The sequence below is a fragment of the Streptomyces sp. NPDC048171 genome, from assembly GCF_043202655.1.
In the GTDB taxonomy this organism is placed as follows: Bacteria; Actinomycetota; Actinomycetes; order Streptomycetales; family Streptomycetaceae; genus Streptomyces.
On sequence record NZ_JBIDAU010000007.1, the window covers coordinates 465,454 to 485,398 of the forward strand.

Below are 19,945 nucleotides of genomic sequence, written 5' to 3' on the forward strand. Positions count from 1 at the left end.
ATTCGTTATCGATCGCTTCCGACAGTTTCGAAGGGCCTGCCGGTACCCCGGGCGCGCCGGAACGCGGCGAGGGCTGGCAGGATGGGCGGATGCGGGAAGGTGACGGCAGGCATCTGCTGGTGGTGGACGACGAACCGGCGATCGTCGACGTGCTCGCGACCTCGCTCCGTTTCCTCGGCTACGACGTGGCCGAGGCGACCAGTGGCCGGGAAGCACTCGCCAGAGTGCGCGAACGCAGGCCCGATCTGGTGCTGCTCGACGTGATGCTGCCGGATTTCGACGGCTTCGAAGTGGTCCGGCGGCTCGCGGCCGACGGCGGCGAACGGGTACCGGTGGTGTTCCTGACGGCGCGTGAGAGCGGGGAGGACGTCGTCGGCGGCCTCGACCTGGGCGCGGACGACTACATCACCAAGCCGTTCCGGCTCGCGGAGGTCGCCGCCCGGGTGCGCGCGGTGCTGCGCCGCGTCGAGGGTCCGGGCGGCACGGCGGAACGCACCGTACTGCGGTGCGCGGACCTGGAGCTGGACACGGTGGCCTACGAGGTGCGCCGGGCCGGGCACCTGGTGGAGCTGTCGCCGACCGAGTACCGGCTGCTGCACCATCTGCTCGCCAACGCGGGCCGCGTGCTGACCCACGAGCAACTGATGGACCGCGTATGGGAGTACGGCACCGGGGACACGGCCGTGCTGAAGTCGTACATCTCCTACCTGCGCAGGAAGATCGACTCGCGGGGCCGGCCGCTGATCCACACCCGCCGCGGCATCGGCTACGTGCTGCGCGCGCCGGAGGCGTGACCGATGGCCGTGGCGGGGTCCCGGCCACCGCGGTCCCTGCGGGGGAGGCTGCTGCTCGCGGTCCTCGCGCTGACCGCGGTGGTCCTGGCCGCCCTGGACGCGGTCGTGTACGTGTCCCTGCGGGACCATCTCCTGGACCGCACGGACACGTCGTTGCGCGGGGTGCAGGCGCAGGTCGTCAAGCAGATACGCAACGGAAGACCTCCCGCGCAGGGGCTCGCGGCGGATGCACGGATGCTCGGCGTCTCCGAGTACTTCATCGAGATCCGCCGGCCGAACGGCGACGTGGCACCGCTGGCACCGGGCCTGCGTGATCCCGGGGACGCGCCGCCGCGGGTGCCGGAGAAGCCGGAGGACGCGGCCGGCGCCCCGGTCACGGTGGCCTCCGAAAACGGTGGCGGCCCCGACTACCGGCTGCTGACCCGTCCGCTGCCCGAGCGCCGCGGCACACTGGTGACCGCCGTGCCGCTGTCCTCGGTCGACGGCACGCTGCACCGGCTCCTGCTGGTGGAAGGCGCCGCGACCGCCGGAGCGCTCGTACTGCTCGCCGTGTCCGGTCTGTGGCTGCTGCGGCGCGGGCTGTGGCCCCTGGAGTCGATGGCGCGGGACGCCGACGCCATCGCGGGCGGGGACGGCGGGCTCCGCGTCGCGCCGGCGGACGAGGACACCGAGGTGGGCCGGCTCGGCCTCGCGCTCAACACCATGCTGGACGAGCAGGAGGCGACCCAGGGCCGGCTGCGCCAGTTCGTCGCCGACGCCTCGCACGAGCTGCGCACACCGGTGACGGCGATCCTCGGCTACGCGGATCTGCACGCTCAGGGGGCGCTCGGCGATCCCGCCGACCTCGGCCGGGCCATGGACGGCATCACGGACGAGGCGCTGCGGATGCGCCGACTCGTGGACGATCTCCTCCTGCTCGCCCGCCTCGACACGGTACGGGCGCCCGAGCGGCTCCCCGTCGACGTGACGAAGGTGGCGCGGGCGGCGGTCGCCGCGGCTCGGGCGGCGGCTCCCCGGTACCCCGTCGCGCTGGACGCCGAGCGGCCGGCCGTGGTCGAGGGGGACGGGGAGCAACTGCGCCGTGTCGTGGACAACCTGCTCGGCAACGTCCGCGCCCACACGGCCGAGGGAACCGGGGCCCGGGTGACCGTGCGGACGGCGGAGGACGGCTCGACGGAGCTGACCGTGGCGGACGACGGTGCGGGTATCCCGGCCGAGTCGCTGCCCAAGGTGTTCGATCGCTTCTACCGTGCCGATCGGGCTCGCGGCGGCCACGGCAGCGGTCTCGGCCTCGCCATCGTGGCGGCGGTCGTGGATGCCCACGGAGGGCGGGTCGACGTCGCGAGCACGGTCGGGAGCGGGACCCGGGTGACCGTGCGCCTGCCCGCCCCCGCGCGGGCGTGACCGCCCCGGCGGTCGCTACAGGAAGGCCAGCGTCCGGTCGTGTCCGTCCAGGATCCGCCCGGGGTCGGCGTCGAGCACCCGCGCCAGCAGCGTCGCGTACACGTCCCGGAAGTCCGTGGTCGTGGCCAGGTCGTCGTCCTGGAGCCCGGTGAGGCTCGGCTGATCGCCGTAGAAGCCGCCGCGGACCGGTTCGCCGAGGATCAGCACGGGGCCCGAAGTGCCGTGGTCCGTGCCCTGGTTCGCGTTGGCGCGGGCGCGGCGCCCGAACTCCGAGTAGACGGCGACCACCACGTTCTCGCCGCGCACCTGCCGCAGGAAGCCGGTGACGGCGTCGTCCAGCTGGCCGAGCAGCCGCGACTGGGTGTTCTTCTCGGCCGCGTGGGTGTCGAAGCCGCCGAGGCTCACGCTGTACGCCCGGGTCGGCGCGCCCGTGCGGATCGCCTCGGCCACCACCGCCAGCTGGGCCGCGAGTTGCCCCTGCGATCCGGCCGAGCCGCCACCGTCGTCCTCACCGTCCGTGTCGTCGCGCGGCTCGTCGGGGTCCTGCGGAGCACCGGTGTCGTCGTCGCGCGACCGGCCTCCGAACCGGCTCACCACCGTGTTCAGGTCCCCCAGGGAAGCCGCCGCACGGGCCTGCAACGGGTGCACACCTTCCTGAGCCACCGCCAGTTCCTTGCACACCCGCTGCCAGGGCGCGGCGAGCCGGGCACCTCCGAGCTGTACGGCGGCGCCCGCCGTCTTCTCCCCGGCGAGCAGCGGAGGCAGGGTGGCGCCGATGGACACGGCACGCAGCGGGTCGCGGTCCTCGGCCGTGTCCAGCCAGCGGCCGAGCCAGCCGGTGGGCAGCGGGCCGGAGGGCGAGGCGGTCTGCCAGATCGACATCGAGCGGAAGTGGCTGTGGTCGGGGCGGGGGTACGAAACGCCCCGGACGACGGCCAGTTGCTCGTCGTCCCACAGCCCCTTGAAGCCCTTCATGCCGGGATTCAGCCCCAACTCCTCCCCGAGCGGCAGCACTTCGTCCTCACCGTAGGCGAGGTCGGGACGCAGGTCGTGGTATGCCTTGTCCCAGGCCGGGACGACGGTGTTCAGGCCGTCGTTGCCGCCGTACAGGGTCACGAGGACGAGGACCTTGGCATCGGTGGCCCGGGGTTCGGCAGCACCGGAGGCCAGCAGTTGGTCGACGGTGTACGCCGTGGCGCCCGCCGCCAGTGCGGCTCCCGCGGTCACGCCGCTCGTGGTCAGGAACTTGCGTCGGGTCCAGGTGTCCACCGGGTACTCCTTCACGGCGTGCGGATCGGTGCGTCGGGCAGTGAGCGGGAGTCACGGGTGCACGAGGTACTCGGGCGCGGTCAGGGCGATCGCCGCGACGCGGTCCGGCTCGCCCGCCGCGCCGGCGAGAACAGCGGCGGTGCGTTCGCTCCAGCGGTGCACGCCGAGCAGTCGGGCCAGTACCTCGGGGCGTTCCTTCGCAGGCGCTTTCTCCACCGCGCTCAGGTCCCCCTGGCGTACGGCCTGTTGCGCGAAGCCGATGCGCACGCGGGCCGCCGCCGTGGTGAGCCATGCGGTGCCGTGCGGCCAACCACCGACGCTGGGCGGTGCGAAGGGCACCTGACCGAGACCGCTCAGCGTCCGCAGGAGTTGTCCGCGGGCCTTCCGCTCCAGGCGGGCCGGCCGGACGCCGAGCGCGCGCAGCGTGCCCACCACGTACTCCACGGGCTGCTTGACGACGACGTTCGCTGAATCGGCGAACGCCGGGTCGTCGAAGATTGCCCGCACCACGGCGGTCAGGTCACCGGCGGCGGCGATCCGGTCGAGGCTGCCGTCCGAGGGGCCGCTGTCGGCCGAGACCAGTCGCGCCCACAGCCGGGAGGCCACGTGGCGCGGGCATTCGGGCCGGGCAACCAGATGATCCACCAGCGCCGTCGCGGTGAAGTCGGTCCGCCTGCCGAGTACGGTCTGTGCGCCGTCGGCGTGCCGCTGGGGACGGAAGCGCGCGCTCCAGTCGCCGTCCCCACGGCGGTCCACGCTCCAGCCGGTGAGCGCGGCGGCTGCCTGCCGCACGTCCTCCTCCTCGTAGTGGCCCACGCCGAGTACGAAGAGCTCCATCAGCTCGCGGGCGAGGTTCTCGTTGGGTGCTTCGGCGGTGTTGCCCGAGGCGTCGAGCCACAGCATCAGGGCCGGGTCCTGGACCATGGCCCGCGCCATCGTCCGGAACTCTCCCGCGCCTAGCCTGCGGAGTGTCTGGTTCTGCGCGAGCATCGCCCTGCCGGACTTGACCTTCTGGATCGACGTCGCCCAGTGGTCGTGCCACAGCAGGGTCCGCTTCTCGATCCACGGCCGCCCGGTGGCGGTCATCCGGTCGAGCCACCAGATCGTCAGCTCCTCGCGCTGCTCGCGGACGGCACTCCGATAGGCCTGCCGCCGGCCGTCGGCGGTCTTGTCGCCGGCCTTGCCGCGCTCGGGCAGCGGGCCGAGATCGGGCGGTGACGGGGCATCGGGGTCGTCGGCGGGATCGAGGACCCGCTCCAGTGTCTGATCCCACCCTTCCCCGGCGCCGCCTTGCGCCGGGACGGCCTCCCCGCCACCCCCGAAGCCGGTGCGCTGCAGCAAGCGGAGTACCCGGGCCTGCTCGTCCAGTGTCGCCATGGCCCCCACGGTGCCCGCGCGCCGTCACCATCACGTGCGATGCGCGTGGGAAATCGGTGGGAGTCCGGAGCCATGTGCCTTCGGCACAGCAAGCGAGGGCTCCGTGTGTGGTCCGAACCGGTCGTCGCGTCGAAGGGACGGTCCTACTGTCCAGCCAACCGGTGAGATCCACGTCACAATTCCCCAGGTCCGTAGGAGTGTTGCGATGTCCCACACCCATCCGTCTCCGTCAGCCATGCCGCCGCCGGCGCGAGGCGGCGTCCGTGTCTGGGCGGCCCTGCTGACCGTCTTGATCGCCGCGGCGGCGTTCCTGTCCGTGCCCGCGGGAACCGCCCGCGCGGCCGGACTCCAGGAGGTGACCGGGTTCGGCTCCAACCCCGGCAACCTGCAGATGTTCCGGTACGTCCCGGACGGCCTGCCGGCAGGCCGTCCACTCGTCGTCGCGATGCACGGATGCACGCAGAACGCGGCCGCCTACGACGACGAGACGGGCTGGACGGAGATGGCCGACCGTCTGCGGTTCGCCCTGCTGCTCCCCCAGCAGCGCAGCGCGAACAACGCCAACTCGTGCTTCAACTGGTTCGAGAACGGCGACACATCGCGCGGCTCCGGAGAGGCTCTCTCCATCGTCCAGATGATGGACCGGATGCGCGCCGACAGCGGAGTGGCGGCGGACCGTTCGTTCGTCACGGGGCTGTCGGCCGGCGGGGCCATGACGTCCGCGATGATGGCCGCGTATCCCGACCGGTTCGACGGCGGCGCGGTCGTCGCCGGGATCCCGTCGCGGTGCGCCACGAGCCTGACCCAGGCCTTCGGCTGCATGAGTCCCGGCTCGGACCGGACGCCCGCGCAGTGGGGCGACCTGGTGCGCGGCGCCTCGTCCCACGGCGGCCCGTGGCCGACCCTGTCCGTCTGGCACGGCACCACCGACACCACGGTGGCACCCGTGAACCGGCGCGAACTCGTCGAGCAGTGGACCGACGTCCACGGCACCGACACCACCCCGGAGACCTCGGACACCGTCGGCGGCTACCCGCACCTGGTCTACGAGGACGCCACGGGCCGCCCGGTCGTCGAGTCGTTCGAGATCACCGGCATGGGTCACGGCCAGCCCGTCGACCCGGGCAGCGGAAGCGGCCAGTGCGGACGGGCCGCCGCCTACGTCCTCGACGTGAACGTCTGCGCCGCGCACCACATCACGCGGTTCTGGGGCCTCGACGCGGGAACCGATCCCGGCCCGGACCCCGGTACCCGGACGGTGACCCTGGCGAACGACGACAGCCGCGACGGTTACGTCAAGGCGGGCGCGGACGGCGCCGGCCCGGCGGTCGGCACGCTGGAGTCCCTCTACGGGCTGGGCGTGGGCCGGGGCGCGGACGGCAGGCACAACCGGGCGGTGCTCTCCTTCGACACCTCCTCGCTCCCGGACGACGCGGTCGTCGACAGTGCCAGGCTGTCCGTCACGCACGCGAGCGGCAGCGGCGATCCGTGGGGGAACCCCGCCGCCAACTCCCTGACGGTGGACGCGCAGACCGGCTGCCTCGGCGCGTGCACGATCGAACCCGCGGACTGGTCCGCGTCCTCGACCGCGACCGGGATCGCCACCGTCCCGCGGTTCACGTCGGGCACCGCGTCCTCCACGGAGTTCTCCGGCGCCGGGCTGCGGGCCCTCGACCCGGCCGGCACCACCCAGCTGAAGCTCCGGTTCACCCGCGCCCCCGGCGCCACGGCGTATGTCTTCCTCGTGCCCGGTGCCGAGGCGAAACTCACCGTCACCTACCACTGACTGATCCATCAATCAGAAGCTCAACAACGACGTCAGCGCGCTGTGAGTCGTTTCCGCTGTTGAGTTTTCCGCAACACGCCTCTAAGGTCGTGGCCCGTGGAAACCGACGACGTCATCGAAGGCGCGCCTGCCGCCGACACCGCCGCCCGCGTCCGTGAGGTCATCTCGGACGCGGGCGTCAGCCAGCGCGAGTTCGCGCGCCGTGTCGTCATGGATCCCTCCAAGCTCTCGCGTTCCCTGAGCGGCACCCGCCGCTTCACGGCCGCGGAGCTGGCACGGATCGCCGACGAGGGCCGCGTCGACGCGGGCTGGCTGCTCGGCGCCCGGCCACTCGCGAAGGAGACCGCGCCGGTCGCCGACGTCCAGGGCGGGCGACCACTGCAGATCGTCCGCGAGACGGTCCGGCTGATCGCCGAGCACGGATTCCACGCGGTGCGGGTCGCGGACATCGCCCGCGCCTGTGCCACCAGCAGCGCCGCGATCCACTACCACTTCCCGGGCCGCGCCGAACTCCTCGAAGCGGCCGTGCGCTGGTGCATGGACGAGGACACCGCGCGCCGTGCCGCCCGTCTCGCCGAGGCGGACGACGCGGCGGCGGAGCTGCGCCAGCTCATCGCGCTGCAGACGCCGCGCACCGCGCAGCAGCGCCGCCAGTGGGCGGTCTGGCTCGACCTGTGGGCCGAGGCCGCGCGCTCCACGGGAGTGGGCCGACTGCACTCCGAGTACTACCGGCAGTGGCGGGAGACCGTCGCCGACGTCGTACGCCGAGGTGTCGGACAGGGCGTGTTCCGCGCCGACGTCGATCCGCAGGCCGCGGCACTGACGCTGACCGCGCTGATCGACGGCCTGGCGACGCACGTCCTCTCGGTGAGCGGCCCGTCGTCCGACAGCGCCGCGGACGCGATGCACGCGGCACTGACCACACACGTCACGCACACGATCCTGGCCGACTAGTTCCAGCAGCCACGGAGCCAGAATTCGGGAGGCCCCCGCATGCCCATGACCGAGAACGTCATCATCACCTGCGCGCTCACCGGCGCCGGCGACACCGTTCGCAAAAGCCCCCACGTCCCCGTCACCCCGGAGCAGATAGCCAGGAGCGCCGTCGAGGCGGCCGCCGCCGGAGCGGCCGTCGTCCACATCCACGTACGCGACCCGGAGACCGGCGACCCGTCCCGCGACCCGAAGCTGTACCGGGAGGTCGTCGAACGCGTCAAGGAGACCGGCACCGACGTCGTCATCAACCTCACCGCCGGCATGGGCGGCGACCTGGTCATCGACCCGGACGACCCGCTCACCCACCTCCCCGGCACGGACCTCGTCAGCGGTCTGGAGCGCCTCCCGCACGTCGAGGACCTGCTGCCCGACATCTGCACACTGGACTGCGGCTCGCTGAACTTCGGCGACGGTTCGAACCTCTACGTCTCGACGCCCGACATGCTGCGTGCGGGCGCGCGACGCATCCAGGAGCTGGGCGTGCGGCCCGAACTGGAGATCTTCGACACCGGACAGCTCTGGTTCGCCAAGCAGTTGCTCGCGGAGGGGCTGCTCGACGACCCGACCGTGTTCCAGCTGTGCATGGGCATCCCGTGGGGCGCGCCCGCGGACCCCGGAGTGCTCCAGTCGATGGTCCACATGCTGCCGGACGGCGCGCGATGGGCGAGCTTCGCGCTCGGCCGGATGCAGATGCCGTGGGTCGCGCAGTCGATCCTGCTCGGCGGCCACGTCCGCGTGGGCCTGGAGGACAACCTGTACCTCGGCAAGGGCAACAAGGCGACCAACGCGCAGCTCGTCGAGCGCGCCGTGACCATCACCGAGTCGATCGGCGCGCGCGTCGCGACTCCGGACGAGGCCCGCGCCACTCTCGGCCTCAAGCCGCGCAAGTAGCCCGCCGCCACGACGAAGGATCCCTCTCATGACCTCATCACCGGAGTTCACCGCGCCGGAGCACGTCCGCCGGGTCGCCTGCGTCGGCGCCGGAGTCATCGGCGGCGGCTGGGTCGCCCACTTCCTGGCCCGCGGCTACGACGTGACCGCCTGGGACCCGGCGCCCGACGCCGGCCGGAGGCTGCGCCGCCTGGTCGACGCGGCGTGGCCCACGCTCGCCTCGCTCGGCCTCGCCGAGGGCGCGTCGACCGACCGCCTCACCGTGACCGACACCCTCGAACAGGCCGTGGCCGAGGCGGAGTTCGTCCAGGAGAGCGCGCCCGAGAAGCTCGACCTCAAGCGCGATCTGCTGGCCCGCCTGGACGCGGCGACACCGCCCGGCGTCGTCATCGCCTCCTCCACCTCCGGCTATCCGATGACCGACATGCAGACGACGGCCGCGGACCCGTCGCGCCTGGTTGTCGGGCACCCCTTCAACCCGCCCTACCTCATCCCGCTGGTCGAGGTCGTCGGCGGCGAGCACACCGACGCGACGGCGGTCGCCTGGGCCTCCCGCTTCTACGAGGCCGCGGGGAAGTCCGTGATCACGATGGACAACGAGATACCGGGCTTCATCGCGAACCGCCTCCAGGAGGCCCTGTGGCGCGAGGCGCTGCACATGGTCGCGAACGGCGAGGCGACGGTCCGGGACATCGACCTGTCGATCACCGAGGGCCCCGGGCTGCGCTGGGCCGTGATGGGACCGATGCTGACGTTCGCGCTCGCGGGCGGCGAGGGCGGCATGGCGCACATGCTGGACCATTTCGGCCCGTCCCTGAAGTCGCCGTGGACGCGCCTCGAAGCGCCGGAGCTGGACAAGGAGTTGTACGACGCCGTGGTGGCGGGCTGCGACGAGGCGGCGGACGGCCGCTCCATCGCGGACCTGGTGGCCGAACGCGACCGGGGGGTCGTCGAAGTGCTGCGCGCCACCGGCCGCCTGGACCGCGAGGAGAACCCCCGGTGACGAAGCTCCCGTTGTTCCACAGCACGGTCCGCCCGGAGTGGGTCGACTACAACGGCCACATGAGCGAGGCGTTCTACGTCCTCGTCTTCGGGCACGCCACGGACGCGCTGATGATCGAGACGGGCCTGGACTCCGGCTACCGCGAGGCCACGGGCTGTTCCCTGTACACGGTCGAGTCCCACGTCCGCTACCTCCAGGAGGTGCCCGAGGGCACCCACCTGGCCGTCCGCACCCGCGTACTGGGAGCGGCGGAACGCAAGGCGCGCTTCGTGCACGAGATGTACGTGGTCTCCGAACCGGGGTCGGAGCCGATGCCCGACGCGGCCCCGGTGGCGACGACCGAACTGCTCGCGGTCCACGTCGACCAGCGGGCGGGCCGGGCCGCCGGGTTCCCGGACGCGGTCCGGCACCGCTTCTCGGAGCTGACCGAACCGGCCCCGTCCTGGGCGGGCCGCTCGATCCGTGCCGTGACCTGACCGTGCGGCCCGGCCCGCGCCGGTGTGCGACGACCGGTCAGCGTCTGCGGCCGGCGTGCAGTTCCAGCTGCTCGGCTTCGAAGCGCGCCCGGAAGCCGCGATCGTGCGAGACCGCGACCACTGCCCCCGGGTACGCCGCGAGCGCCGCCTGCAGGTCCTCGGCCAGGTCGAGTGCGATGTGGTTGGTCGGCTCGTCGAGGACGAGCAGGTCCGCGGGCCGGGTCACCAGGGTCGCGATCTGCAGGCGCCGCTGCTGCCCCACGGACAGGGCGGCCACGGGCACGAGCAGGTCCTGTTCGCGGAACAGCCCCAGGGACAGGAGCTGTTCGGCGTACTCCTCCGGCAGTCCGGGCCGCCCGGCGGCGAACGCGGCGAGCAGCGGCAGCCGCGTGGCCCGCGCGGGCAGTTCCTGGGCGAGGTAGCCGATGCGGGCGGGCCGGCGCACCGTACCGGAGTCCTGCCGCAGTTCGCCCGCCAGGACGCGGAGCAGCGTCGTCTTGCCCGCGCCGTTCTCACCCGTGACGAGGAGGCGTCCCCCGGGCTCGATCGTCAGCAGCCCGTCCAGGCGCAGCCGTTTCCCGACCCGTACGTCGTCGAGTTCGGCGAGGGTGCCCTGGACGGGGCCGCCGACCGCCGACGGCAGCGCCGTCGTGAACCGGAGCGGTACGGGCGGCTTCGCCACCGGGTTGCGCCGCAGCCGCTCCAAACGCTCCCGCACCGAGCGCACCTGCCCGCCGAGCTTCGCCTCGCTGGAGCGGCGGTGCTTGCCGAAGCCCTGCTTCGGGTCGCGGCCGGTGACGGCCAGCCGTCTGCCCGCGGCCTGCAGCAGCTCCTGCGCGTGGGCCACCTCCTCGACCCAGTCCGCGTACCGCTGCTCGGCTCCGCGGCGGGCGGCGGCCTTCGCGGCGCGATACCCGTCCCAGCCGTCACCGTACCGGCGCACGGTGCGCTCGTCCCGGTCGACCTCGAGGATCGTGGTGGCGATGCGCTCCAGGAAGCCGCGGTCGTGGGTGACCGCGACGACGGTGCCGCGGTGTGCGCGCAGGTGTTCCTCGAGCCAGCGCACGGCCGTCGCGTCGAGGTGGTTCGTCGGTTCGTCCAGGAGCAGCAGTTCGGGAGCCGCGGCCAGGACGCAGGCGAGGGCGAGGCGCGACTGCTCGCCGCCGGACAGTGAGCCGAGCGGGCGCTGCCGGGTGATCCCCGCCAGCCCGAGCCCGTGCATGGCGGCGTCCACACGGGCGTCCGCCCCGTATCCGCCGCGTTCCTCGTAAGCGGTCAGCAGCTCGCCGTATGCGGCCAGCTGCTCGTCCGTCGCGTCGGCGAGGCACTGCTCCGCGGTACGGAGCCTTCGCTCCATGTCGCGCAGTTCGGTCAGCGCGAGGTCGACGGCGTCCTGCACGGTGCGGTCGGCGTCGAGGTCGAGGGTCTGGGCGAGATGGCCCGTCCCGCCGGGGAAACGGACGGTGACCTCCCCGGCGTCCGGCGTCTCGGCCGTGGCGAGCAGCCGCAGCAAGGTGGACTTGCCGGAGCCGTTCTCACCGACGACGGCGGCCTTCTCGCCCGGCCGGACGGTGAAGGAGACCTGGTCGAAGACGGTCCGGGTGCCGTAGGACTTGGTGACGGACTTGACGGACAGCTGCGCCACGGCGGGGACGGTGGTGGGCAGCACGGTACGAGCGCGGTCGGGCATGGCTCTTTCCCTGGTGGTTCGAGGGGTCTACGGGCAGCAGAGACGGCGGCGGGGGCCGTGCCCGGACTCAGACGAAGAAGAGGAAAGCCATGACCCCACCATACGAGACGGGGCGTCTCGTCGCAAGGGGATGCTCTGGGCTTGCGGCGGTCAGTAGATGCTCAGTCCGTACGCCGACAGCCACTCGACCACCGGCTGGTAGTAGGTGACCCCTCCCGAGCTGCAGTTGCCGCTGCTGCCGACGATGATGCCCAGCGCGGTGGTGCCGGAGAAGGCGGGGCCGCCCGCGTCCCCGGGTTCGGAGCAGATGTTGGACCGGAAGAGACCGCTCACGCTCCCTCCGCCGTAGTTGACCGTGACGTTGACCGCCTGGACGATCCCGCAGCGATGTCCGGTAGTGCGTCCGACGTGGCAGACCGACTGGCCGACGACGGGATGGGCCGCGGCGGTGATGTCGCGGGTGCCCGCCCCCGCACCCAGGGAGACCTCGCCCGGCCGGGCGACCGTCGTGCCGGTGTACCGGACGGTCGCGTAGTCGTTGCCGGGAAAGCTGATCCCCGCGGTGACCCCGACGGGGACGGTGAGGGCGGCGTCGGCGTACCAGGAGGTGCCGCCCGCCTGCGCACACCGGCCCGACAGCAGCGCGTACTCGGCGGCCCCGGAACGCGCGTTGAACCCGACGGTGCAGCGGGTGCCCGCGCTGTAGAGGACGTCTCCGCCGCGCACCGCGGAGGCGGCCGGCCTCTCAAGCGGCGCGGCGCCGGCCACCGGACCGAGGGCGGCGGTCCAGCCGAGCAGCAGGGCCAGTAGAACGGCGGCGGTTGCGGTGACGGGCGAGGAACGGTCGGAACGCGTGCGAGCCACGGCGGCCTCCAATGTCATGTACTGGCCATTGTGGCGCCCGCGGAGCCGTGCGGTCAGACCCAAAGCCGCCAACCAGCCGGCGCCCGAGGCGCGGCCGACGCCCCGAACGCCGGCCGATGACGCGCGGGTGGAACGAGCGGAAGCCCGCCACCCCTTTCAGGGTGGCGGGCTCCTTACCGGCAGTGACGGTCACCGGTGGGTTCGGGCGTCAGCGGCGGCCACCGTGGCGGTGGTGGCCCCAGGACTTGTCATCGACGAAGCGGCCGTGGTCGTTGCGGAGCGTGGCAGTGTCGGAGCGGTTGCCCCACACGTGGTTGCGCCGGTCCTGGAACACGTCCTTGCGGGTGTCGCGGCCCTCTCCGGTGTGGACGCGGACGGTGGCGCGGCCTTCGAGGCGGAAGTGGCGGAAGGTGTAGCGGGCACCGTCCTTGCCCCTGAGGGTCCAGCCGTTCAGGTTGACCGCGCGGCGGGTGTTGTTGGTGATCTCCACCCATTCCTTGTTCAGCGAACGGTTGGAGCGGTTGTCACGGCCCGGGGCGTCGTACTGGACGTCCGTGATCTCGACGCGGGGCCGCTGACGCTCGTGGTCGGCGGCTGACGCCGGCACCGCGAGTGCGGCGGTCAGGGCTCCGACGGCGAGGGCGCCGGCGGTCAGGCGGCGGGCGGTGATGGACTTCGACACAGGTTCCCCCTGCTTTGTGCGGGCACCGCCGGCCCCGGGATCCAGGTCCCGGGGTGGTGGTGCGTGGTGCGTTGCGCGGCCGGTCGGCCGTGCCCTCACAGATTGCGGGCCGGTCGACCGGTTCGTGGAGACGACGTGAACGGTGTTACCAACCACCGACATCCCGGTGACCCTCGCCTGTATTGAGCATTTATGTGCTGAATGCACTGTGTTGACGCCGCTGAAGCACGTGTCCCCTTGTGTCCGTTGGGCCGAGGCCCGGGATCGCCAGGGCACGCCACCCCGGCACCTCGAGAGCGTTCACCCGAAAGTGAGTAACAGCGCCGGCCACTCTCCTGAGTCCGACGTGTGAAGAAACGCACCGCGCCAGGCGCGCTACGGCGCCGTGATCGCTCACGACCCGCGCCACCGCCGCCGCCTCCCCCCGTGCGGAGGCAGCGAGCGCGGCGGCCACCACCGGGGCCACAGCGAAGGTGCGTCCCTGCTCGACCCACCGGTTCAGCTCGTCGGCGATGTCCGGCATCTTCCCGGTCGCCTAGTCGGTTCCGGTCGGTGACCCCCGGCGGGTGGCGGCCAGCCGTCCGGAGATGAGCGCCTCGGCCTCCGCCACGATCCGCCGCACGACGTCCCGGACGGTCGGGATGTCGCCGATGAGGCCCTGGGCCAGGCCGGCACTCCAGATGCCGGCGTCCAGGTCCCCGTCCTCGAACACCTTGCGCCCCCTGGCCCCGGCAACCAGCTCCCGTACGTCCGGGAACTGGCCTCCGCCGTGGAGTATGTCGACGACCTTCCTGCTGACCGAATTGCTCGCCACCCGGGCGGTGTTGCGCAGGGGACGGAAGATCAGCTCGGTGTCGAGTTCGCTGTTGGCGACGATCTGTTCCTTGACACGCCGGTGTACGGGGGATTCCGTAGTGCACAGGAAGCGGGTGCCCATGTTGATGCCCTCGGCGCCCAGGGCGAGAGCGGCCACCAGACCGCGCCCGTCCGTGAAGCCGCCGGACGCTATCACCGGAATGGACACCCGTTGCGTGGTCGCGGGAATGAGGACGAGGCCCGGGACGTCGTCCTCACCGGGGTGGCCGGCGCATTCGAAGCCGTCGATGCTCACGCCGTCGACGCCGATCTTCTCGGCCTTCACCGCGTGCCGGACGCTGGTGCACTTGTGCAGCACCTTGACACCGTGGGCGCGGAACTCCGGAAGGTGCTCCGCGGGGTTGAAGCCGGCGGTTTCGACGACCTTCACGCCGGATTCGATGATCGCACGGCGGTATTCGTCGTACGGGGGCGGGTTGATCGACGGCAGGATGGTCAGGTTGACGCCGAACGGCTTGTCGGTCATCTCCCGGCAGCGTGCGATCTCCTCGACGAGCGCCTCCGGTGTCGGTTGGGTCAGAGCCGTCAGGAAGCCGAGCGCGCCCGACTCGGCCACTGCGGCGACGAGTTGCGCCCGGCCCACCCACTGCATGCCGCCCTGGACGATCGGGTGTTCCACGCCGAACGTCTCGCAGAAGCGTGTGGTCAGCATCGCGGCCCCTACAGTCCGTAGGTCTTGCCGATGATGTCCCGCTGGATCTCGCTGGTGCCGCCGTACACCGTGGACACGACGGTCGAACGGAGCAGGGCTTCCATGCCGTATTCCGTGGCGTATCCGTAGCCGCCCATCATCTGCATGCCTTCGAGTGTCACGTGCTTGGCCAACTCGGTGCACTTGAGCTTCGCCATGGACGCTTCGCGCGCGAACACCCGACCGGGTTCGGCGTCGATCGCACGGGCGACGTCGTCGAGGAGCAACTGGGCGCATTCGAGTTCGGTGGCCATGTCGGCGATCCGGTGCTTGAGCGCTTGGAAGGAGCCGATGGGACGGCCGAATTGTTCGCGCTGGCGGACATAGGTGAGGGTGTCGTCGAAGGCCCGTCGTGCGACGCCCAGCATCAGGGCGGCGAGGATCATCCGTTCCAGGTTCAGCCCGGCCATGAGCTGCGTCCAGCCCTGTCCGGGCTCGCCGACCACCGCGGAGTCGGGCAGGAAGCAGTCGGTGAAGTAGAGGTCGTTGACGTCCTTGCCGCCCATGGTGTCGATGCCTCTGATCTGGAGGCCGTCGGCGTCGGCCGGCACCATGAACTGGGTGATTCCGTGGTGTTTCGACTCACCTTGCTCCGTGCGGGCGATCAGCAGGATGTGGTCGGCGAAGTGAGCGTTGGAGCACCAGGTCTTCTGGCCGTTGACCAGGTACCCGCCGGTGGTGCGTTCCGCACGGCAGGCCAGGGCGCCCACGTCGGAGCCGGCACCGGGTTCCGACATCGAGATGGCCTCGACCCGGCCGGCCGCCACGCCTTCGAGTACGGTGCGCTTCTGCTCCTCGGTGCCGAACTTCTCGTAGGCGGAGGCCGCGATGACGGTGGTGCCGAAACCGCTGATGGGGGCCAGCCCGTACGAGGTCTCCTGGAGGAACAGGCAGAGATCGGTCATTCCCTGGCCCCCGCCTCCGTACTCCTCCGGAATCGCGATGCCGAGCCAGCCCAGGTGTGCCATCTTCTCGTACAGGGCCTGGTTGTGCTGCTCCTGACCGTTCGCGGTCAGCTTGTCGCGCTGTTCCTTCGTTCCGCACTCGCGGCGGCAGAAGTCGGCGATCGCCTTGACCAGGTCTCGGCGTTCATCTGACAGGACTCGGGGCATGGAGTTCTCTCCTCGGCAGGGGTGCTGAAGGTGGAGTCACTTGTCGCGCAGGGCGGGATAGACCGTGTCGACCAGGTGGAGAACGGTGCGGGTGAGCATCACGTGCAGGTCGCTGCGGCTGAGGGTGCCGCGCACGAGCCATTCGCGGGAGGCGGCTTTGAGCATGCTGCTGTGGGCGCGGATCATCGCCCGGAGCTTCTCCCGGCCCTCGGTGACGTCGGCCATCATGGCGGCCTCGAGGACACGGTCGGTCGCGATCTCGTCGGCTTCGAGCATGATCTGGTCGATCTCCGGGTCGTTGCCGAGCGCTTCCAGGCCGATCGCGGACAGCCACATCTCCCGGTTGCGTTCGACGACCTCGAGCCACCGGTCGACGCAGATCGATACGCGCTCTTCCGCGGTGGTCGGGGGCAGCCGCTGCGAGACGGACTCCGGCACGACCATCATCTGCCGGACCACCTCCAAGTACAGCTGCCGCTTCCCGCCGAAGTAGTGGCTGACCAGGGCACGGGCCACCCCCGCCTCGGAGGCGATGTCCGCGATGGACACCGTGCTGTAGCTCTTGGCCCCGAACAGCCTGCGGGCGACGCCGAGGATCTCGGCTCGCCGGGCGTCCGGCTCCATCCTGCGGCGCGGGGCCTGGCGTTGAACGCCCATGTGGTGCTTCCTTCCGTGGTCGCGGTGTGCCGGACCTAGGTGTACATCGACTCGATCGTGGCGGCGTGCGCTTCGTCTATGGCGCGGCGGCGAAGGCTCAGCTTGGGTGTCAGCTCGCCGGTCTCCGCGGTCCAGGGGCCGGCGAGGACACGGTGCTTCTTCACCTGCTCCGTGCGCGACAGCACCGCGTTCGCCTCGGCCACGGCCTGGTCGAGCGCCGCGTGGACCTTCGGGTGACGGGCCAGCGCGTCGACACCTGACGCGTCGTCGATACCGTTCGCCCGTGCCCACAGCGGGGCCGCCTCCTCGTCCAGTACCAGCAGCGCGGTGACGTAGCGCCGCCGGTCCCCGATGACGACGGCGTGGGCGATCAGAGGGTGCGCCCGCAGGAGGGACTCGATCTTGGTGGGGGCGATGTTCTTCCCGCCGTCGGTGATGATGATCTCTTTCTTGCGGTCGGTGATGGTGACGAAGCCACGTGAATCGACCCCTCCCACGTCTCCGGTGGGCAGCCAGCCCTCCATATCGGTCGCGGGCTCGATGCCACCGTCGCTCTGCAGGTAGCCGGCGAACACGACCGGTCCCCTGACGAGGAGTTCGCCGTCATCGGCTGCCTTGACCTCGATGCCCGGTCCCGGCCTCCCGACCGAGCCGAGTGCGAAGGCCCCGGGGGTGCTGACCGTTGCCGCGCCGGTGGTCTCGCTCAGTCCCCACACCTCGTAGACCGGCAGGGACACGCTCGCCAGGAACTCCAGTACGCGGGTCGGAACGGGTGCCGCGCCGCTGAAGGCCCGGTGGCATGCGTCGAGTCCGATCGCGGCCCGGACGGGCCGCATCACCCGGGTGTCGAGTTGCTCCAACACCTCGGCGAGCTCCGTCGGGACGTCCTTGCCGTCGGAGCGGAGCAGGTACGCCTCCAGCGCGGTCTTCCGGGCCTGTTCCATGGCCGCCGACTGTTCCTCGGGCAGTGCCGCGAGCTTCGCCTGCAGGCCGGCGGCGAGCTTCTCCCACACGCGGGGCACGCCGAAGAAGCCGTGCGGCCGCACCGTGAGGAGCGTGGGCAGGAGTTGATCGGGTTCCGGGCAGATCGTGACGTGGCCCGCGTTGCAGATGGGCATGTAGACGCCCAGGACCCGCTCGGCGATGTGGGCCAGGGGAAGGTACGCGACCGAGCGCGGGTGGTCCGGCACCTTGACGAGCTGGTCCTGCATCAGGCACTCGTGGATCACGTTGCGATGGGAGAGCACCACACCCTTGGGGTCACCGGTGGTACCCGAGGTGTAGGCAAGGGTCAGCGGATGGTCGGTGGTGACGGCGTCCGTGAGTTCCTCGAACCCGGCGTCGTCAGGAGGCACCGCGCCGCGTACGGCCGTGTAGCTGACGAAACGCGGGTCGTCGGCAGGGGCGGCGTCCCAGTCGAGCACGACGACGGCGCGCAGGTTCGGCAGGTCGTCCAGGACCGGACGCCACCGCCGCATCTGTTCCTCGCCCTCCAGGACGACGACGGCGGCCGCGCTGTGCCGGGCCAGGGCGCCGATCTGCTCGGTGCTCAGCGTGTCGTACGTGCTGCAGGGCAGGGCACCGGCATGGACGGCGGCCAAGTCGGCGATCCAGTGCTCTGCCCGCTTGGACATGGCGATGAGCATGCGGTCGCCCCGGTTCAGTCCCAGGGTCACCAGGCCACGGGTGACCGCGGCGACCTCGGCGCGCAGCTGCGACCAGGTCAGGGTCCCGGCGTCCGGGCCGATTCCGGTGGTCAGCGCCGGACGCTCAGCGTACTGCTGGGCGTTGCGTCGCAGTAGTGCGGTGATCGTCAGCCCTTCGACGGACTCGTGCAACTGCTCTGCTGTGGCCATGCCGGGCCCCTCCCTCGCGAGACGTGAGCGGATTGCTGAGCGGACCCCACAGTGAACCGCTCTTGGCAAGGAGTCAATAGAAGCGGTCCAATGGGCGTTCAGCATGTCCGCCGAGCTCGGATTTCCTCTCGCACTTCAGCCAGCACTAGGCGATGCGACGGCACCCAACTCTATTGACGGATAGCCAATAAAGGCCCTTACTTGTCCCACCGGATCCACCACCTGCACCCGGAGTGCCCGGATCGGCAGCACGTCGCCTGCCGACGAGAGGAAGTGCCAGGACAGTGACCGAAGCATTCATCTACGACGCGATCCGCACCCCGCGCGGTCGGGGCAAACGGGGTTCGCTGCACCACGTCAAGCCGGTCTCACTGGTGACGGGCCTGATCGACGAGATCCGCCGCCGTCATCCCGGTCTGGACCCGGACCGTCTGGACGACGTCGTGCTCGGCGTGGTCTCCCCGGTCGGTGACCAGGGCATGAACATCGCCAAGACGGCGGCACTGGCGGCGGGACTGCCGGACCACGTGGCCGGCGTCCAGCTCAACCGGTTCTGCGCATCAGGGCTGGAGGCGGTGAACACGGCCGCGCAGAAGGTCCGTTCCGGGTGGGAGCGCCTGGTGATCGCCGGCGGCGTGGAATCCATGTCGCGTGTGCCGATGGGCAGCGACGGCGGACCGATGGCCGCGGATCCCGAGACCGCCTACGACACGTACTTCGTGCCGCAAGGCATCGGCGCCGACCTGATCGCGACCATCGAGGGCTTCTCACGCGACGACGTCGACGCGTACGCGGTCCGGTCGCAGCAGCGTGCCGCTCACGCCTGGTCCGGCGGCTACTTCGCCAAGTCCGTGGTACCGGTCAGGGACCGCAACGGCGTCGTCGTGCTCGCCCAGGACGAGCACATGCGTCCGGAGACGACGGCGGCGGCGCTCGGCGAACTGAAGCCCTCGTTCGCGGACCTCGGCACCATGGCGGGCTTCGACGCGGTGGCTCTGCAGAGATACCACTGGGTGGAGCGTGTCGAGCACGTACACACCCCGGGCAACGCCTCGGGGATCGTGGACGGTTCGGCGCTCGTCCTGGTCGGTACGGAGCAGGCGGGAACGGAGTGCGGCCTGGTACCACGGGCGCGCGTCGTGGCGACCGCCGTCAGCGGAGCCGACCCGACGATCATGCTCACCGGACCGGCGCCGGCCACCCGCAAGGCGCTGGACCTCGCCGGCCTGACAGTGGACGACATCGACCTGTTCGAGATCAACGAAGCCTTCGCCTCGGTGGTCCTGCGCTACGTCAAGGACCTCGGTCTGCCGTGGGAGAAGGTCAATGTCAACGGCGGCGCCATCGCCATGGGCCATCCGCTCGGCGCCACGGGGGCCATGCTGGTGGGCACCGCCCTGGACGAACTCGAACGCCGCTCCGCGCGACGGGCCGTGGTCAGCCTCTGCGTGGGCGGCGGCATGGGCATCGCCACCGTGATCGAACGACTGTGACCCCCTCCCGCACACCCTGCGTGCCAAC

17 protein-coding genes are annotated in these 19,945 nt (G+C 71.3%); 8 read left to right on the forward strand and 9 right to left on the reverse strand.

Features of this window, described 5'->3' with window-relative positions:
• Positions 1-89 precede the first annotated feature (89 nt).
• Positions 90-794, forward strand: coding sequence for a response regulator transcription factor (locus ACGF3J_RS22245; RefSeq protein WP_161330181.1), 705 nt, complete (start codon positions 90-92; stop codon positions 792-794).
• Positions 795-797: 3 nt separating this feature from the next.
• The gene (locus tag ACGF3J_RS22250; protein WP_161330180.1) at positions 798-2,198 is read left to right on the forward strand and encodes a cell wall metabolism sensor histidine kinase WalK; all 1,401 of its coding nucleotides are present in this window, start codon (positions 798-800) and stop codon (positions 2,196-2,198) included.
• A gap of 15 nt (positions 2,199-2,213) precedes the next feature.
• Here ACGF3J_RS22250 and ACGF3J_RS22255 read toward each other — a convergent pair whose 3' ends face one another.
• Together ACGF3J_RS22255 and ACGF3J_RS22260 are read right to left on the reverse strand one after the other, a co-directional pair.
• A complete protein-coding gene (locus ACGF3J_RS22255) occupies positions 2,214-3,467 on the reverse strand; it encodes a DUF1501 domain-containing protein (RefSeq protein ID WP_161330179.1) in 1,254 nt (417 codons plus the stop codon).
• A gap of 51 nt (positions 3,468-3,518) precedes the next feature.
• Entirely contained in the window at positions 3,519-4,844 is a 1,326-nt protein-coding gene (locus ACGF3J_RS22260) for a DUF1800 family protein (protein WP_161330178.1), read from the reverse strand.
• Between the two features lie 205 nt (positions 4,845-5,049).
• Between ACGF3J_RS22260 and ACGF3J_RS22265 the strand changes: the two genes are divergently transcribed.
• From ACGF3J_RS22265 to ACGF3J_RS22285, 5 genes are all read left to right on the forward strand, one after another.
• Complete coding sequence (locus ACGF3J_RS22265) at positions 5,050-6,630, forward strand: PHB depolymerase family esterase (RefSeq protein ID WP_237552644.1); 1,581 nt, start codon at positions 5,050-5,052, stop codon at positions 6,628-6,630.
• Between the two features lie 96 nt (positions 6,631-6,726).
• Complete coding sequence (locus ACGF3J_RS22270) at positions 6,727-7,584, forward strand: TetR/AcrR family transcriptional regulator (RefSeq protein ID WP_161330177.1); 858 nt, start codon at positions 6,727-6,729, stop codon at positions 7,582-7,584.
• A 39-nt stretch (positions 7,585-7,623) separates the two neighbouring features.
• Positions 7,624-8,517, forward strand: coding sequence for a 3-keto-5-aminohexanoate cleavage protein (locus ACGF3J_RS22275; RefSeq protein WP_161330176.1), 894 nt, complete (start codon positions 7,624-7,626; stop codon positions 8,515-8,517).
• A gap of 28 nt (positions 8,518-8,545) precedes the next feature.
• Positions 8,546-9,520 carry a 3-hydroxyacyl-CoA dehydrogenase NAD-binding domain-containing protein gene (locus tag ACGF3J_RS22280; protein WP_161330175.1) on the forward strand — a complete coding sequence of 325 codons (975 nt, stop codon included), beginning with the start codon at positions 8,546-8,548 and terminating at the stop codon, positions 9,518-9,520.
• Positions 9,517-9,996 carry a thioesterase family protein gene (locus ACGF3J_RS22285; RefSeq protein WP_161330174.1) on the forward strand — a complete coding sequence of 160 codons (480 nt, stop codon included), beginning with the start codon at positions 9,517-9,519 and terminating at the stop codon, positions 9,994-9,996. The genes ACGF3J_RS22280 and ACGF3J_RS22285 overlap by 4 nt, the downstream gene beginning before the upstream one ends.
• Before the next feature lie 37 nt (positions 9,997-10,033).
• On the opposite strand, the gene abc-f is transcribed toward ACGF3J_RS22285, so the two are convergent.
• The 7 genes from abc-f to ACGF3J_RS22320 all read right to left on the reverse strand — a co-directional run bounded on the left by abc-f (position 10,034) and on the right by ACGF3J_RS22320 (position 18,424).
• Positions 10,034-11,686, reverse strand: a complete 1,653-nt coding sequence (gene abc-f / locus ACGF3J_RS22290) for a ribosomal protection-like ABC-F family protein (protein ID WP_161330173.1) — start codon at positions 11,684-11,686, stop codon at positions 10,034-10,036.
• Positions 11,687-11,836: 150 nt separating this feature from the next.
• Positions 11,837-12,550 (reverse strand): S1 family peptidase, encoded by a 714-nt coding sequence (locus ACGF3J_RS22295; RefSeq protein WP_161330172.1) that lies wholly within the window; start codon positions 12,548-12,550, stop codon positions 11,837-11,839.
• Positions 12,551-12,758: 208 nt separating this feature from the next.
• Entirely contained in the window at positions 12,759-13,232 is a 474-nt protein-coding gene (locus ACGF3J_RS22300) for a lamin tail domain-containing protein (protein ID WP_346346179.1), read from the reverse strand.
• 535 nt (positions 13,233-13,767) lie between these two features.
• Positions 13,768-14,760, reverse strand: coding sequence for a nitronate monooxygenase family protein (locus tag ACGF3J_RS22305; protein WP_161330170.1), 993 nt, complete (start codon positions 14,758-14,760; stop codon positions 13,768-13,770).
• A gap of 8 nt (positions 14,761-14,768) precedes the next feature.
• Positions 14,769-15,911: an acyl-CoA dehydrogenase family protein gene (locus ACGF3J_RS22310; protein WP_161330169.1), complete on the reverse strand. Its 1,143-nt coding sequence runs from the start codon at positions 15,909-15,911 to the stop codon at positions 14,769-14,771.
• Between the two features lie 36 nt (positions 15,912-15,947).
• Positions 15,948-16,568, reverse strand: a complete 621-nt coding sequence (locus tag ACGF3J_RS22315) for a TetR/AcrR family transcriptional regulator (RefSeq protein ID WP_237552643.1) — start codon at positions 16,566-16,568, stop codon at positions 15,948-15,950.
• Between the two features lie 35 nt (positions 16,569-16,603).
• Positions 16,604-18,424, reverse strand: a complete 1,821-nt coding sequence (locus ACGF3J_RS22320; RefSeq protein WP_161330168.1) for a long-chain fatty acid--CoA ligase — start codon at positions 18,422-18,424, stop codon at positions 16,604-16,606.
• A gap of 284 nt (positions 18,425-18,708) precedes the next feature.
• Between ACGF3J_RS22320 and ACGF3J_RS22325 the strand changes: the two genes are divergently transcribed.
• A complete protein-coding gene (locus ACGF3J_RS22325; protein ID WP_161330167.1) occupies positions 18,709-19,917 on the forward strand; it encodes an acetyl-CoA C-acetyltransferase in 1,209 nt (402 codons plus the stop codon).
• The last annotated feature ends 28 nt before the right edge of the window (positions 19,918-19,945 follow it).

What these genes read in the sequence shown, in the direction of transcription:
- ACGF3J_RS22275 (WP_161330176.1), top strand. Translation starts at nt 7,624, where the DNA reads ATGCCCATGACCGAGAACGTCATCATCACCTGCGCGCTCACCGGCGCC.
- ACGF3J_RS22315 (WP_237552643.1), bottom strand. Translation starts at nt 16,568, where the DNA reads ATGGGCGTTCAACGCCAGGCCCCGCGCCGCAGGATGGAGCCGGACGCC.
- ACGF3J_RS22280 (WP_161330175.1), top strand. Translation starts at nt 8,546, where the DNA reads ATGACCTCATCACCGGAGTTCACCGCGCCGGAGCACGTCCGCCGGGTC.
- ACGF3J_RS22265 (WP_237552644.1), top strand. Translation starts at nt 5,050, where the DNA reads ATGTCCCACACCCATCCGTCTCCGTCAGCCATGCCGCCGCCGGCGCGA.
- abc-f (WP_161330173.1), bottom strand. Translation starts at nt 11,686, where the DNA reads ATGCCCGACCGCGCTCGTACCGTGCTGCCCACCACCGTCCCCGCCGTG.
- ACGF3J_RS22320 (WP_161330168.1), bottom strand. Translation starts at nt 18,424, where the DNA reads ATGGCCACAGCAGAGCAGTTGCACGAGTCCGTCGAAGGGCTGACGATC.
- ACGF3J_RS22250 (WP_161330180.1), top strand. Translation starts at nt 798, where the DNA reads ATGGCCGTGGCGGGGTCCCGGCCACCGCGGTCCCTGCGGGGGAGGCTG.
- ACGF3J_RS22305 (WP_161330170.1), bottom strand. Translation starts at nt 14,760, where the DNA reads ATGCTGACCACACGCTTCTGCGAGACGTTCGGCGTGGAACACCCGATC.
- ACGF3J_RS22260 (WP_161330178.1), bottom strand. Translation starts at nt 4,844, where the DNA reads ATGGCGACACTGGACGAGCAGGCCCGGGTACTCCGCTTGCTGCAGCGC.
- ACGF3J_RS22245 (WP_161330181.1), top strand. Translation starts at nt 90, where the DNA reads ATGCGGGAAGGTGACGGCAGGCATCTGCTGGTGGTGGACGACGAACCG.
- ACGF3J_RS22310 (WP_161330169.1), bottom strand. Translation starts at nt 15,911, where the DNA reads ATGCCCCGAGTCCTGTCAGATGAACGCCGAGACCTGGTCAAGGCGATC.